At 70.3% G+C, this 13,061-nt stretch carries 12 protein-coding genes; 4 read left to right on the top strand and 8 right to left on the bottom strand.

Annotation, left to right across the window (positions count from 1 at the left end):
* Window positions 1-2,136: a carbohydrate porin gene (locus AC1MGR_RS24070; protein ID WP_480233203.1), complete on the bottom strand. Its 2,136-nt coding sequence runs from the start codon at window positions 2,134-2,136 to the stop codon at window positions 1-3.
* Window positions 2,137-2,513: 377 nt separating this feature from the next.
* Window positions 2,514-2,732 (bottom strand): hypothetical protein, encoded by a 219-nt coding sequence (locus AC1MGR_RS24065; protein WP_146180535.1) that lies wholly within the window; start codon window positions 2,730-2,732, stop codon window positions 2,514-2,516.
* Between the two features lie 455 nt (window positions 2,733-3,187).
* Here AC1MGR_RS24065 and AC1MGR_RS24060 point away from each other — a divergent pair, with 455 nt between their 5' ends.
* Window positions 3,188-4,879, top strand: coding sequence for a methyl-accepting chemotaxis protein (locus tag AC1MGR_RS24060; protein ID WP_480233202.1), 1,692 nt, complete (start codon window positions 3,188-3,190; stop codon window positions 4,877-4,879).
* Here AC1MGR_RS24060 and AC1MGR_RS24055 read toward each other — a convergent pair.
* The 4 genes from AC1MGR_RS24055 to gntA all read right to left on the bottom strand — a co-directional run bounded on the left by AC1MGR_RS24055 (window position 4,845) and on the right by gntA (window position 7,643).
* Window positions 4,845-5,480 carry a DNA-3-methyladenine glycosylase gene (locus tag AC1MGR_RS24055; RefSeq protein ID WP_480233201.1) on the bottom strand — a complete coding sequence of 212 codons (636 nt, stop codon included), beginning with the start codon at window positions 5,478-5,480 and terminating at the stop codon, window positions 4,845-4,847. The two genes, AC1MGR_RS24060 and AC1MGR_RS24055, sit on opposite strands and share 35 nt — an antisense overlap.
* Complete coding sequence (gene rnhA, locus AC1MGR_RS24050; protein WP_480233200.1) at window positions 5,477-6,241, bottom strand: ribonuclease HI; 765 nt, start codon at window positions 6,239-6,241, stop codon at window positions 5,477-5,479. The genes AC1MGR_RS24055 and rnhA overlap by 4 nt, the downstream gene beginning before the upstream one ends.
* Window positions 6,242-6,346: 105 nt before the next feature.
* Complete coding sequence (locus tag AC1MGR_RS24045) at window positions 6,347-6,955, bottom strand: DUF1989 domain-containing protein (RefSeq protein WP_480233199.1); 609 nt, start codon at window positions 6,953-6,955, stop codon at window positions 6,347-6,349.
* On the bottom strand, window positions 6,945-7,643 hold the full coding sequence (gene gntA, locus AC1MGR_RS24040; protein WP_480233198.1) for a guanitoxin biosynthesis heme-dependent pre-guanitoxin N-hydroxylase GntA: 699 nt from the start codon (window positions 7,641-7,643) through the stop codon (window positions 6,945-6,947). Before gntA ends, AC1MGR_RS24045 begins: the two co-directional genes overlap by 11 nt.
* A 239-nt stretch (window positions 7,644-7,882) precedes the next feature.
* Between gntA and AC1MGR_RS24035 the strand changes: the two genes are divergently transcribed.
* Together AC1MGR_RS24035 and AC1MGR_RS24030 are read left to right on the top strand one after the other, a co-directional pair.
* On the top strand, window positions 7,883-9,109 hold the full coding sequence (locus AC1MGR_RS24035; protein WP_108039996.1) for a phosphatase domain-containing protein: 1,227 nt from the start codon (window positions 7,883-7,885) through the stop codon (window positions 9,107-9,109).
* A 211-nt stretch (window positions 9,110-9,320) separates the two neighbouring features.
* On the top strand, window positions 9,321-10,460 hold the full coding sequence (locus tag AC1MGR_RS24030) for an HPP family protein (RefSeq protein ID WP_480233197.1): 1,140 nt from the start codon (window positions 9,321-9,323) through the stop codon (window positions 10,458-10,460).
* Window positions 10,461-10,747: 287 nt separating this feature from the next.
* Here the strand turns inward: AC1MGR_RS24030 and AC1MGR_RS24025 are convergent, their stop codons facing one another.
* Window positions 10,748-11,659: a DUF3471 domain-containing protein gene (locus AC1MGR_RS24025; RefSeq protein ID WP_108039991.1), complete on the bottom strand. Its 912-nt coding sequence runs from the start codon at window positions 11,657-11,659 to the stop codon at window positions 10,748-10,750.
* 166 nt (window positions 11,660-11,825) lie between these two features.
* Between AC1MGR_RS24025 and AC1MGR_RS24020 the strand changes: the two genes are divergently transcribed.
* A complete protein-coding gene (locus AC1MGR_RS24020; RefSeq protein WP_480233196.1) occupies window positions 11,826-12,179 on the top strand; it encodes a cupin domain-containing protein in 354 nt (117 codons plus the stop codon).
* A 4-nt stretch (window positions 12,180-12,183) separates the two neighbouring features.
* Here the strand turns inward: AC1MGR_RS24020 and AC1MGR_RS24015 are convergent, their stop codons facing one another.
* Window positions 12,184-13,002: a TetR/AcrR family transcriptional regulator gene (locus tag AC1MGR_RS24015; protein WP_480233195.1), complete on the bottom strand. Its 819-nt coding sequence runs from the start codon at window positions 13,000-13,002 to the stop codon at window positions 12,184-12,186.
* Between the last annotated feature and the right edge of the window lie 59 nt (window positions 13,003-13,061).

Genomic DNA, 13,061 nt, shown 5'->3' with positions numbered 1-13,061 from the left:
TCAGAAATCCGCGTGGATGCGGGTGCCGAAGAAATCCGCTGGTCCGCGGTCCCGGTTGTAGGCCGGGTTCTCCACGTGCTGGTAATTGACCGACAGGGTCAGGGACTTGCTCAGAGCGAAGGCGTAATAGGCCTCCACCGCGCGCTCGGGCGCGTAGTTGAGCCGGCCGTCGCCGATGAGGAGGCCGACGCCCCCATTGGCGAAGAAGGCGCGATGGCTCGGCGAGATCGCGTTCATCGAGGTGCCGAGGCCCACCGTGTCGCCGGGCCGGCCCCAGGCGGTGCCCTTGAGGGACACGCCGCCGGAGACGGATTGGTCGATGTCGGTGAAGGACAGGCTCTCGGTGCGGCCGTCATTGGCACTGACGCGGGCGAAGACGCCGAGATCCGGCGTCACCGCCTGCTCGAGATTGAGGTAGAACCCGGTCTTGCGCCGGGCGGCCCGCGTGGCGGCGGCCGCGTCGTTGATGTCGCCGAAGCCGCCCGCCTGGGTCAGCGACACCACCTCGCGGAAATCGGCCGTGTTGCCGACATTGGTGAAGAAGCCGATACGCAGCTTGCCGGGCTGGTCGAGGACCGGCAGCACATGGCGCTCCTCGAACTCGATCGTGGTGCCGGCCCGGCGGAAGACGCGTGGATCGAGGACGTCGCTGGAGGGCTCCTTCGGCACCTGGGTGTAGGCGGCCCGGATCGCGAACGCCGCGCGGTTGTACTCGACCATCACGCCCTGGGTGAAGCCGGGCAGGTTCGCCGGGAAGTCGTAGGCGCCCGAGGCCCAGATGCCCCAGTTCATGAAGTCGACCCGCGGATCGTGGGCGTAGACGTTGCCGTCGAAGTAGTCTCCGAGGGCGAACTTGCCCGCCACCACGGTGATCCGCTCGATGTCGCGCCGGGTGGCGACTTGGTTGGGCCCGTCCGGAACATCCTCCGTCTCGCCGCCGAGGCCGAAGGTCTGGCGCACGAAGTAGCGGTTGGAGCGCAGCTTCGGGAACGGCGCGCCCGCTTTCTGCGCCTCGCCGTTGACGAAGCCGGCGACGCCCAGCGTCCGGCTCAGGCCGAAGCCCTGGGAGAATTCCGGGTTGTAGTAGAGCTCCGTGCCCTCGAGGAGCTTCAGCCCCAGGAAGGCGGTGGCGGTGGTGGTCGACTGGACCTGGTGACCGATCAGGCTCGCCGGGCCGGTATAGGGCGCGCGGAAGCCCGGCACGCCCTGGGCGATGAAGGTGGTCTGCCCGTGGAGCGAGAAGCGATCGCCGGAGCCGTCGCCGGGATCGTGCGGGGCGGCCTCGTCGGCCTCCGGCGGCAACACGAAGCCGTTCGGGTGCCAGGACAGGCGCGCCATCATCTGGTGCGAGGTGAAGGAATCCTGCCGTGTCGCCACCGGGCCGAGGCCCGGGACGGCGCCGAGGTTGAACCGGCCGTTGTCGCCGAGGTCAAGGTAGCGGTAGTCGATCCCGAGGGCGAGGCTCTCGGTCACGGCAAACTGCACGCCGGCGCCCAGGGTGAAGCCGAGAGAGGAGAGGTCGCGCCGTGCCGCGGTGACGAGGCCGGTGGCGGGGTCGGGATAGCTCGCGAGGATGCGGGCATTGGCACCGGCGAGCCCGAAGCTCGCATAGACCAGCGACCGCTCGAAGGCGTAGCCGAAGCGCCCCCGCAGGGTGCCGTAGACGTCGGTCTTGGCCCGGATCAGGCCGAGGCCCGGATCGCCGTCGCCGACGAAGCCGGGGGTGGGCAGGAGCACCGGCCGCTTCAGGTTCGCGCCCGCGACATCGGCCTCGATCCCGTACAGCCAGGGGCCGGTCTGCCAGTTGTAACCGCCGAACAGGCCGCCGACGGCGGTGGTCGCGTCGCGGCCGAGGTCGGACCGGCCGGTGGCGTCGCCCGTCTTGAACGCCCGGACCGGGCGGTCGCCGACCGTGGTCTCGCGAAAGTTGTAGGCGCCGTAGGAATTGCCGGCGCTGCCCTCGATCCCGAGATAGGGTCCCGACCAATCGACGAAGGCGGGCGACGGCGCTACGGGACGCGGCGCGTCGAGATCGGCTGCGTGCACGCCGGAAACGGCCGTCAGGGTCAGGAGGGCGAGGCCCGCCGGCCCCGCGCGGTCAGCGCCGCCGCGCCTGAAGCGATCCGCTCTCGTCATACCGCCCCCGCGCCTCTGGATCCTGGATGCGGTATAGGCGATGCTATAACTATGACAATAGGGTTTAATCCTGGCCGGGACAGGACGGGGACCACTGTTGCGCAAACAGCGCAGGAGCGGTTCCGTTGGAATCTCGGCGGTCAGCGCCCGGTTGCCCAGAATCCGGCCCGGCAAGGAGACGGGCTTTCGGAGCTTACCGATCCCTACCCGTGTCGTGCGAAGGCCCGATGACCATCGCGGCACCCTCCATTTGGGGGATGTGAGGCGTAGGTTTCGCGGTCTAGCCTGGATGCCTCCAAGGGTTCGGACCGTCTCGGCTCGCAGGGCACCCGCCTTGCGAGCCTCTTTTTCGGCCGCGGCGACCGATCACCCGTCCGTCAGGCGGTGCCGGTGTCGATTTGCGCGATGAGCGCCGTCAATTCGCCGATGCGAAGGCGAAGGCCTTCCCGGGTGCTCTCGTCCATATCGCGCAGGGCGTACCCGTCCTCGAACTGGCGCTTCTCCGTATGGGCCTCCTGCCCGAGTGCCGCGAGGTCCGCCATCAGGCGGTCGCGCTCGGCCAGGTACTGGGTCTTCCGGTCGTCGGTGACGGGCATGGTCATTCCCTGGTGGATGGCGCGCTGTGCGTCCGCGTCGCCGGTGCGGGGCGCCTGACAGGCAGGCCTTGGCGGGGAAACGCGGACCTTCGACCCCGGGTTCAGGGGGGCGGACCGGAACCATAGCGCCGGCCGGCCGTTGCACCGACGACCCAAGCTCGAAGACCTCATCCCCGCCCGGCTCACGCCGAGGCGGGTTTTTTCGGGCCTGTGCCTTCATTCCGATCCAGCGTCCGTCTCCGACGATCTGCGTCCGTGGAGGTATTGCCGTCGCTTCAACCCGGGTGAGACACTGCTCCAGTCCGTAATGGAGTACGTCGAGAAACAAACTTGGAAGTAAATATAATGCAGTATCTTTGAGGTTCAGCACAAAAGATGAGCTGTTACGATCCTTTAGCGGTGCCTTAAGTTTCCGGCTGCTAGCTCTGGCACCGATACCGGTCCGGAGATCTCTCGTGGCTTTGCTCGCGCGCTTCAGCATCATCACCAAATTGATCGCGGTGGTCAGTCTGATCGGGGTCATCGTCAGTGGCTGCCTCTGGTACGCCACCGCCCAGATGACGCGGATCGACGAGGCCTACAGCCGCTTCGTCTCCCACGATACGAAGGCGATCGCCGATCTGCGGACGGTCAACCGGCTGGTCTTCACGATGAGCTACTTCAACTTCCGCAACATCGCCGAGGTCAGCCCCAACGAGATGCAGAAGACCGACAAGGGGTTCGACGAGGCGAGCGAGCGCCTGAACAAGGTGCTGGCGGAATTGCGGGATGCCGCGCCCAGCTTCGCGCCGCGCATCGATGGCCTGAAGCAGAAGGTCAACCGCTTCATGGCTGACAGCTCCGAGGCGCGCACCCTGGCGAGCAGCGGCCTCAAGGCCGAGGCCGTCGCCCTGCTGCACCAGACCGTCGACCCAACCTTCGACGCGATGGTGTCGGAAGGAAGCGCCCTCGGGCGGGACATCCGGGGCTTCGTCGACGCGGGCGCCCGCGATCTCGCCGCGATGACGGACCGGACCCGGACCAACACCCTGCTCCTCGGCGGCCTCGGCCTGCTGGCGGGCCTCGCGGCGGCCGGGCTCGTCGCCGTGTTCGGCATCACCCGGCCGATCGGCCAGCTGGTCGAGGCCCTGCGCCGGATGGCGCGCGGGGACAGCGACGCGGTGATCCGCGGGCGCGACCGGCGCGACGAGGTCGGCGCGGTGGGCCGTGCGGTGGAGGAGATCCGCGCCCTTGTCGCCCGCAAGGCCTCGGAGGAGGCCGAGCGCCGGCAGATCGCCGATGCGGCGGCCGCCGCCGAGCGCCAGCGCACCATGCACGAGCTCGCCGACGGCTTCGAGGCGGCGGTCGGCTCGATCATCGCCACGGTGTCGGCCTCGGCCGGCGCGCTGCAGGAGACCGCCGAGGCGATGAGCACCAACGCGGCCCGGACCACCGACCAGTCGGTCACGGTGGCGGCGGCCGCCGAGGAGGCGGCTTCCAACGTCAACACCGTGGCCGCCGCGGCCGAGGAGCTCGGCTCCTCGGTGCAGGAGATCGGCCGTCAGGTCGACGGCTCGGCCAACCTCGCCCTGCGCGCGGTGGAGGAGGCGGCCCAGACGGCCGGCCTCGTCCAGGACCTCAGCACCGCCGCCGCGCGGATCGGCGACGTCGTGGCGCTGATCACCACCATCGCGGGCCAGACCAACCTCCTGGCGCTGAATGCCACCATCGAGGCGGCTCGCGCCGGCGAGGCGGGCCGCGGCTTCGCCGTGGTGGCCGCCGAGGTCAAGGAACTCGCCAACCAGACCACGCGGGCGACCCACGAGATCGAGGAGCAGATCGGCCGCATCCAAGCCTCGACGGAGCAGGCGGTCGGGGCGATCCGCACCATCAGCGGCCGGATCGGCGAGATCAGCCAGGTCACGACCTCGATCGCGGCGGCGGTGGAGGAGCAGGGCTCGGCGACCCAGGAGATCGTTCGCAACGTCGGCCAGGCCGCCAGCGGCACCAGCGAGGTCACCGAGAATATCTCCGGCGTCGCCCACGCGGCCGAGGAGACCGGCGCCGCCGCCCGTCAGGTGCTCGTCTCGGCCTCCGACCTCACTGCCCAGTCGGAACACCTCACCGTGCAGGTCACGCGCTTCCTGGAGACGGTCCGGGCGGCGTGAGGGCAACGCCCGGCGTCGCGTGGCGCGAGGGCGGCCGGCTCACGGCCCGCGAGCCGGCGAGCAGGAAGCGCCAGGGCGTCTCGACCGCGCGGGAGATGCCGATCCGGCGATCGGCGATCCAGGCCGGTGCCGTTTCGGGCGCCGCCAGCGCGAAGGGCGGCGCGTCGAGGGGGAGGCCGTCTATCGCGAGGGTGACGGCGAGCGCTTGGCACAGGCGGCCGGGTCCGGCGCAGAGCAGGCGCGGGTCGGACAGATGCCGCCGCGCCGCCATCGCGTCGAGCCCGTGGCGGGGCTCCAGCGCCCGGATCAGCACCGCGCTGCCCGGCTCGCAGACGAGGTTCAGGCACCAGTGCATGCCGTAGGAGCGATAGACGTAGGCGTGCCCCGGTGGTCCGAACATGCTGGCATTGCGCCGGGTCGGGCCGTTGACGCTGTGCGAGGCCGGGTCGCTCCGGTCGTAGGCCTCCGTCTCGACGATGATCCCGCCGATTCCCTCGACCCTCAGGTCGCAGCCGATGAGGGACGCGGCCACCTCCGCCGCCGGCCGGGCGAAGAACCCGGCCGGAAGGGAGGCACCGAGGGAATCGCCCGTCGAACTCACGGGGTGGGAGCGCCCTTGGCGTCCTTGGCGCCGCGCAGATCGGCACGGGCGCGCTCCAGCCCCTCGGGACCGAGATCGAGAGCGAGCCGGACGGCGCGCTCCACGTAGGCCTGCGGCGTCAGGCCGGAGGCCTTCGCGGCCCGCGACACCTCCAGCCCGAGGCCGAGATCGAGGGGGATCGCGCTCGTGCGCGCCGGGGCGGGCTCGGCCGCGGCGGGCGCCGTGGCCAGGGCCGCCTGCGAGACGCCTTGGGACGCCGCCGGAGCCATCGCCGCGCGTAGGGCCGCCGTGCCGGTGAGCGGCGCCGGTCCGCTCTCCGGGCGCGGCGTCAGGCCGAGGGCCTCGCGCCGCCCCTGCGCGGCCAGCCGATCCGCGCGTTCGTTGCCGGCCTCGCCCGCATGGCCCCGGACCCAGGTCCAGCGGACGTCGCGGCGGGCCGCCAGGCCATCGAGTTCCTGCATCAGCTCGACGTTCTTCACCGGGCCGGTGGCGGTGCGCCAGCCCTTGGCCTTCCAGCCGCGCATCCACTCGGTCACCGACTTGATGACGTACTGGCTGTCGCAGCGCATCTCGATCTGCGCGCCCTCGGGGAAGTGGCGCAGGGCGTTGATCGCGGCGGTGAGTTCCATCCGGTTGTTGGTGGTGGCCCGGTCGCCGCCGCAGAGTTCGATCCGGCCGCTCTCGGCCTCGATGACCACGCCCCAGCCGCCGGGGCCGGGATTGGGATCGCATCCGCCGTCGGCATAGACGATGGTTCGCATGGGGCTCGCTTCGACCTGTTCACGACGGGCCGCCCCGGGGAGAGGCGGCGCCGGGGCATCCGGGCGCCGCCCATAGCACGGGCGCGGGTGCCTCGGGCACCCGCCTCAGGCGTGGGCAGGGTCGATGCGGTAGCGGATCGGCTTGAAGCTGTTGTTGTTGGATTGCAGGGCCGAGCAGGCGGTCAGCCCGATCACGAGGTCGCATTCCGCCTCGAAGGTGACGTGGTCGCCGGCCCGGCTCAGGGGCGGCTCCACCTTGAGCTCGCCCGTGCCGCCATCCACCGTGACGTTCATGAACACGTTGAAGGCCACCGGAATCCGGTCCGGCACGACGCCGTAGGGCGCCAGCGCCGCCGCGAGGTTGCCGAAGCAGCCCCGGTGCGGATGGGTGTCGCCGTAGATGATCCGGAAGGTGTCGGCCGAGCACGGGGTCAGCAGGAAATCGTGCCGGCCCACCGTGTCTTCGACGATGCGCAGGAGCACGTTCGAGCGGTTGGAATAGATCTGGTCGCCGGTGGTGAGGTAGATCCGGCTGGCATAGTCCAGGGTCCGGCCCGACGAGATCACCTCGTCGAGGTCCCCGCGCACGAAGGCGAGGAGGTCGGCCACCTGCTCGCCCTGCGGGTCGATCACGGTGAGGCGCTCGCCCTTGTCGAGGGTGAAGGCCACGCCCGACCGGGGCGCGATCTCGAAGGTCTGTGTCTCAGGCGGCATCGCGCGCCTCCGCGTCGCGGCCCCGGAACGGGCAGACCCAGTCGGCCCCGACGGCCCGGCCGCTGTACTGGCGCGCCTCCGACGCGTCGCCGTGCCGGGCGAGCATCGGGTTGATCGAGCCGGCCAGGGCCTCGTCGCGGGACAGGATCGCGCTGCGAAGCTTCTCGTAGCGCCCTTCGGCGCGCAGCTGCTCGAACTGGGCGCGCAGGTTGAACACCAGCACGGGGTGCGGGAAGCGCCGGGCCGGGCGACTGGCGCCGGGATGCATGCCCACGACGAAGAACGCCTCGCCGCCGAAGGAGAGAGAGAAATGCGGATCGTCCGGATCGGCCTCGACGCGGGTGTCGTAGCGCTGGCCCAGGAACGCATCCTTGTCCGACAGCGACTGCACGCGGTCCCAGAGATGGCCCTCGAAATCTTCCTCGCCGAGGTCCGTCGGACCCTCGAAGATGACGGCGAAGCTCTGGAACAGGTCGGGCTTGGCGCGGTAGCGGCAGATGAAGGCGAGAAGCGCGGGGTAGAGCCGGGGGTCGTCCCAGCTCGAGGCGATGCTGCGCGCCACGACGATCTTCATCTGGCCCTTCGAGAGGGCGGATTTCGCGCCGACGCAGGGAAAGGGTTGGCTCCTGATGAAATCCTGGAAGTCCACGGCCAGGGGATGGCCGCTGTCGTCGGTGGGGAGATGCATGGGGACTCGACGCTGATCGCACCCGGAACGCAGGGTACAGAAGGTGAACCGGGCCTGGGCGGCCGAGTTCCGTCCGCGCGACGGCATGGCACCCATGCTCCACAGCTTCGCGCGCGGCCGGCGACGACAGGGCGCCGAACCTTGATTGATGCGAACCCTCGCCCGTGCCGAACCTTTGCCGGCGCCGGGCATTAACCGGCGATGCCGACACGGGGCCCGACCACGATGACGACCCAACCATGACCGGCCGACGGGGGGCCGCCCGGTTCGCGAAGGGCACCTTGCGCGCGCTGCGCCTGCTGGCCAAGCCCGTGCGCCGGTCCCAGGGTCGCGCCGGCACGGTGGTCGAGACCTATCGGGGCTACGGGTCCCGCGACGAAGTCTTCCTGATCGGCCGGGTCTTTCGGCAGTCGAGCCGCGCCGCCGACGCGCCGGACGAGGGCTGGGCCGCCGAACTGCGCGATATCCGGCGCCGCATCACCCGCCGCACGGTGCCGGGCGCGGTGCTCACCGCGCGCTTCTTCGGCTGCGAGGAGCAGGTCGTCACCGACCGGGACGGCTACTTTCGCGTCCGCCTGCGCCCGAACCTGCCCGCGCCGCCACAGGCCTCCTGGCACAGTATGGAGCTCGATCTGGCCGGGCCCGAGCCCGTGCGGGCGAAGGGGCAGGTGTTCATCCCCTCGGCCGAGTGCCGGCGGGTGGTGATCAGCGACATCGACGACACGATCATGCGCACGGGCGTGGCCAACAAGGTCAAGATGCTCTGGCGCCTGTTCGTGGAGGATGCCGAGAACCGCGTCGCCTTCCCGGGCGCCGCCGCCCTCTACCGGGCCCTCTATGCCGGGCCGTGCGGGGCGGAGGGCAACCCGATGCTCTACGTCTCGCGGGCGCCGTGGGGCATCTACGACATGCTCAGCGAATTCTTCGTCATGCACCGGATCCCGGTCGGGCCCGTGCTGTTCCTGCGCGAATGGGGCCTGTCCTGGACCAGTCCGCTGCCGCGCCGGGCCGAGGATCACAAGCGCCACCTCATCGACCATATGCTGGCGCTCTACCACGACCTGCCCTTCGTACTCATCGGCGACAGCGGCCAGCACGATCCCGAAGTCTATGCGGGCATCGTCGCCGCCCATCCCGGCCGGGTGGCGGCGGTCTATATCCGCAACGTCTCGCGGGATGCGGGCCGGCTGGAGGAGATCGCCAAGCTCGCCGAGGCGGTGGAGGCCGCCGGCAGCAGCCTGGTCCTCGCCGCCGACAGCCTCGCCATGGCCGAGCATGCCGCCGAGCACGGCCTGATCGCCCGCACCGCCGTAGCCGACGTGGCGCGGGAATACGGCGCCGTGCCGGAGACCCGTCGCCGGGCCGACCGCACCCGCGCCCGCGCCTTGCGCAAGGTCCTCGACGGGGCCGGGCCGACACCGCCCAACGTCGTCGTCGAGCCCAGCCGGTCCGACCCGCCGGCCTGACCCGCCCTGGAGCGGTGGCCTAGCGGCCTCGGCCGTGCCGGGAAACCCTCGGTCTCGGAGCGGACGGTTCTGCCGTCACGGTGGGCAATCTGCCCGAACCGTTTGCAATTCTGTCCGCGCCCTATAAGGTCTCTCTGGTATACCAGAGACGCTAGCCTGCATTTCGGGCGTTTGCCCGTGAGGTGGACGCTTCACGAGACAGGGGTAGAGGATGTCCGACAGCGCCGGTCCCGACCGCCACGCCAGCACTTTGCTCGTCTCCCGCCTGTTCCGGCCGATCCTGGCCGGCGCCACCCTGCGCGAGCGCCTGATCGGCTGCCTCGGCGCCCTCATCGGCATTGCCCTGACGGGGCTCATGACGGGCTGGATGGTCGGGCAGGGCCCGCACATTCCCCTGATCGTCGCCCCCATGGGCGCCACGGCGGTGCTACTCTTCGCGGTGCCGGCGAGCCCGCTGGCCCAGCCCTGGCCGATCATCGGCGGCAATACGATCTCGGCGCTGATCGGCGTGACCGCCGCCCACTTCATCCCCAATCCAGTGCTGGCCATCGGGGTCGGCGTCTCGCTGGCCATCGCGGCGATGTCGTTCACCCGCAGCCTGCATCCGCCGGGCGGCGCCGTGGCGCTCACCGCGCTCATCGGCGGCCCGGCCATCGCCTCCTCGGGCTTCCTGTTCCCCTTCGTGCCGGTCTGCCTGAACTCCATCATCCTGGTCAGCCTCGGCATCGCCTTCCACCGGATTTCCGGCCGCAAGTACCCGCACGTGCCGGCGGCACCCCCGGCGAACCTGCACGGCACGGCGGACCTTCCGGCCCCCCTCCGGGTCGGCTTCAATGCCCGCGACGTCGATGCCGCGCTCCTCAACCTCAACGAGACCCTCGACATCGACCGTAGCGACCTCGACCGGCTGCTGCGGGAGGTCGAGAGCCAGGCCCTGGTGCGGGCGCACGGCGCCCTGGAGTGCCAGGCGGTGATGTCCCGCGACGTGGTGACGATCGGTCTGCACGAGCCACTCGCCCGGGCACGCGACCTCCTGCTCCGGCACAACATCCGGACCCTGCCGGTGGTGGACGAGGCGGGCCGCCTCGCCGGGACCCTGGGCCTGCGCGAGCTGGCCCTGCGCGGGGAGGGCACCATCGCGCAGGTGATGTCCGAGGCGCGGACCGTCACGGCCAACGAGCCCGTGGTGAGCCTGGTGGAGCCGCTGACCAACGGCCACACCCACGCCGTGCTGGTGACGGGCGCGGACCGTCGAATCCTCGGGATCGTCACCCAGACCGACCTCCTCGCCGTTCTGACCCGCCTCGCCTCAGACAGGGTCTTCGACGCGAGCCCCGCTGCGACCGCCTGACCGGGATGGCACCGGCGCATCGCCCCGTCCCTGCCTCGGTCGCTGCAGGCTTGGCGCGGTTGTTGCACGGGAACCGCGCTCTCCTCGCACAGGAGCCCACGGGTTCGAGCCGATGCACGACGCGCCGCTTCTCCTCCACCTCCTGTACGCCACCCTGATGGTGGCGAGCATGATGCTGACTTGGCAGGTGCATCGGCTCCTCGGCCGCGGCTGACGGCCGGCTGCGCGGTGCGGCGGCAGGGACGCCCTGCCGCCGCCGCTGATGCGCAGCTCGCGCCGGACCTGTCCTAGGGCGTCAATCGGAAGCTGGCGCTCTCGATCGTCTCGGGGCCGTTCATAGTGAGCCGCCATTCGCTCTCTGCGGCGGAGAAGACGACGGTGAAGACATCGCTGTCGTCGATGCGGGAGACACCCTTGAAGTCGACCGACACGAGGTCGCCCCAGGATCTCACCGTCCTCAAGTTGTCGGGCAACTGTTCGTCGAACGCCCGTGCGAGCGGCTTGCTCATGCGCGCGAGTTCCGGGCTGCCCTGCTGGGTGGCCTCGATGATCCGCCGCAGCGCCGCCTCACTTCCGGGGGCCGGCGTATTCGCAGCCTGCCGCGCCGCCCGCCGTGCCTCAATGGCGTTCGCCCGGTCTCCCGTAATCCGCGGAGACGTCTGTTCGAGCCCGTTCTGATGAAGGGTGGCGGCGGTCGCAATGCCATCCGGACCAACGGTGAAGCTGATCTGTGCCTGGATGGTGCTATTTCGAAAGAAAAACTTCCGACGGCTTTCGGGCACGATCGCGTAGAACGCCTGTCCGGTGAGGCGAACGATAAGATCGTTTTCGTCGCGCTGGACCACGAGGATAATCTTCGGAGTCAGTTCGTAGAAGCCGAGATATCCGTCCACGACCGTCGGATCGATCGAGACTTCCGTTCGCGGACGCGCCTGCTCGATCCTGAGCCGCTCCATGCGTTCTTTGCCGGTCTCCGTCCGCCCCTCGGTCAACTTCCGGACTTCAGCCAAGAGACGGCGCCAACTAGGGAAACCGTAGTCACGAGCGAGATCGCGTTGCGCCGTGGCGAGCTGCGCCGTCGGGTCGGTGGCGCGTGCCTGCTTCAACCGCGACTTGGCTTCGTTGCGCAGGTGTTCGAGGTTGGGGCGGTCCGGGAGTGCGCGCACGGGAGCGGCACCCGACAAAAGCGTAGCCGTCATCGAATCCTTCCTTCCTCAGCGCCCTTTGTCCGCGTTCTCGGGCAGGAAGTCGGGGAATGATCAGACGACGACGAATGGGCTGAGCCCTTTACGCGGACCGTTGGCCTATCCGGAGGCCGAGGCGATGCTAAGATCGGACCCGCAAAACGGCAAGAGGACCCGGCGCATGACCCGCCCCGCTCACGCGGGCAACCTGCTCGCGGACCTGCCCGACGCCGCAGCGGGCGAGGTCTTCACCGAACTCCTCGCCCTACCGGGCTGCCGGATCGAGCGCATCGTCTCGCAGGGTCAGGTCACGCCGCCGGACCAGCCTTACTGCCAGGCCCAGGACGAGTGGGTGCTGCTCCTCGCCGGGGCGGCCCGCGTTGCGCTGGTGGATACGGAGATCGTGCTCAGGCCGGGGGACACCCTGTTCATCCCGGCCGGGTGCGTGCACCGGGTTACCTTCACCGATCCCGACCGGCCGACGGTCTGGCTCGCCGTCCATCTCGGCGAGACCGCCCGCCCGGCCGGGAGCTGAGGCTTCAGATCGCGGCGGCCGGATCGCCACCGAGGGGGTTGCCCGCATCCTCGTTGCGGTCGTCCGCCGCCTGCCGTTCCCGGCGGGCGCGACCGCCGCGATCGAGCAGCGAGCGACCCAGGGCCCGGAATGGGGCCGTGAGGCGGCGGGCATCGTCGGCACGCTCCATGAAGCGCTCGCCGTTGCGGATCTCCTTGTCGAGGCGCGCCATGGTGCGGGCCAGGGCCGGATCGTCGTCGTCGAGCCAGACCTCCACCGTGCGGGCAAAGGCGATGACCACGCCCTGGAGCTTGAGGCGGCCCAGAGGCCCCTCGGTGTTGATGCCGGCGGCGGCCAGCATGAAGCGGTGCGAGTTCAGCGCGACGCCGTTCAGCGCCAGCATCGACAGCGGATCGCCGCGCAGGGCGTAGGAGATCCGGCGCAGGGCGTCCTTGTAGGGGGTCATCGCGTCGAGGCGGCGCATCAGCACGTCGAACAGGCGCTCGCGGGTCGGCTCGTCGGCGAGATCGCTGGTGTCGCCCTCCAGCACCTTGCGGTCGATGAGGCGCGACAGGCCACCGAGCACGGCGCCCTTCGAGGGGAACAGGTCGCGGAACTCCGCCAGCGTCAGACCGGCCTCCCGGGCGATGTCGCCGACCTCGATGTCGTTCCAGGGCTGCTCGGCCGCGAGCCGCATCAGCGCCTCGACCGCCGCCTCGCGCGGGGGCAGCGCCTTCTCGGCGGGGGCTGCCGACACCGCCACGGCGCCGGTGGAACCCGTTTCCTGCGGGTGGGACTCGTGCGTGTCGGTCTCGGGCTTGGGAGAGCCGGGGCGTTTGGCCATGGTCGTGCGATCCTCGTCCAATCAGGCCTTCATGTAGGGTCCCGCGGCCGGATCGTCAG

This window comes from Methylobacterium sp. BI1, from assembly GCF_056680125.1.
This window is presented reverse-complemented; position numbering and strand designations above follow the sequence as displayed.

Coding starts and splice junctions, on each gene's coding strand:
- AC1MGR_RS24070 (WP_480233203.1), bottom strand. CDS start 2,136: ATGACGAGAGCGGATCGCTTCAGGCGCGGCGGCGCTGACCGCGCGGGG.
- AC1MGR_RS24065 (WP_146180535.1), bottom strand. CDS start 2,732: ATGCCCGTCACCGACGACCGGAAGACCCAGTACCTGGCCGAGCGCGAC.
- rnhA (WP_480233200.1), bottom strand. CDS start 6,241: ATGCGAACCATCGTCTATGCCGACGGCGGATGCGATCCCAATCCCGGC.
- AC1MGR_RS24045 (WP_480233199.1), bottom strand. CDS start 6,955: ATGCCGCCTGAGACACAGACCTTCGAGATCGCGCCCCGGTCGGGCGTG.
- gntA (WP_480233198.1), bottom strand. CDS start 7,643: ATGCATCTCCCCACCGACGACAGCGGCCATCCCCTGGCCGTGGACTTC.
- AC1MGR_RS24035 (WP_108039996.1), top strand. CDS start 7,883: ATGACCGGCCGACGGGGGGCCGCCCGGTTCGCGAAGGGCACCTTGCGC.
- AC1MGR_RS24030 (WP_480233197.1), top strand. CDS start 9,321: ATGTCCGACAGCGCCGGTCCCGACCGCCACGCCAGCACTTTGCTCGTC.
- AC1MGR_RS24025 (WP_108039991.1), bottom strand. CDS start 11,659: ATGACGGCTACGCTTTTGTCGGGTGCCGCTCCCGTGCGCGCACTCCCG.
- AC1MGR_RS24020 (WP_480233196.1), top strand. CDS start 11,826: ATGACCCGCCCCGCTCACGCGGGCAACCTGCTCGCGGACCTGCCCGAC.
- AC1MGR_RS24015 (WP_480233195.1), bottom strand. CDS start 13,002: ATGGCCAAACGCCCCGGCTCTCCCAAGCCCGAGACCGACACGCACGAG.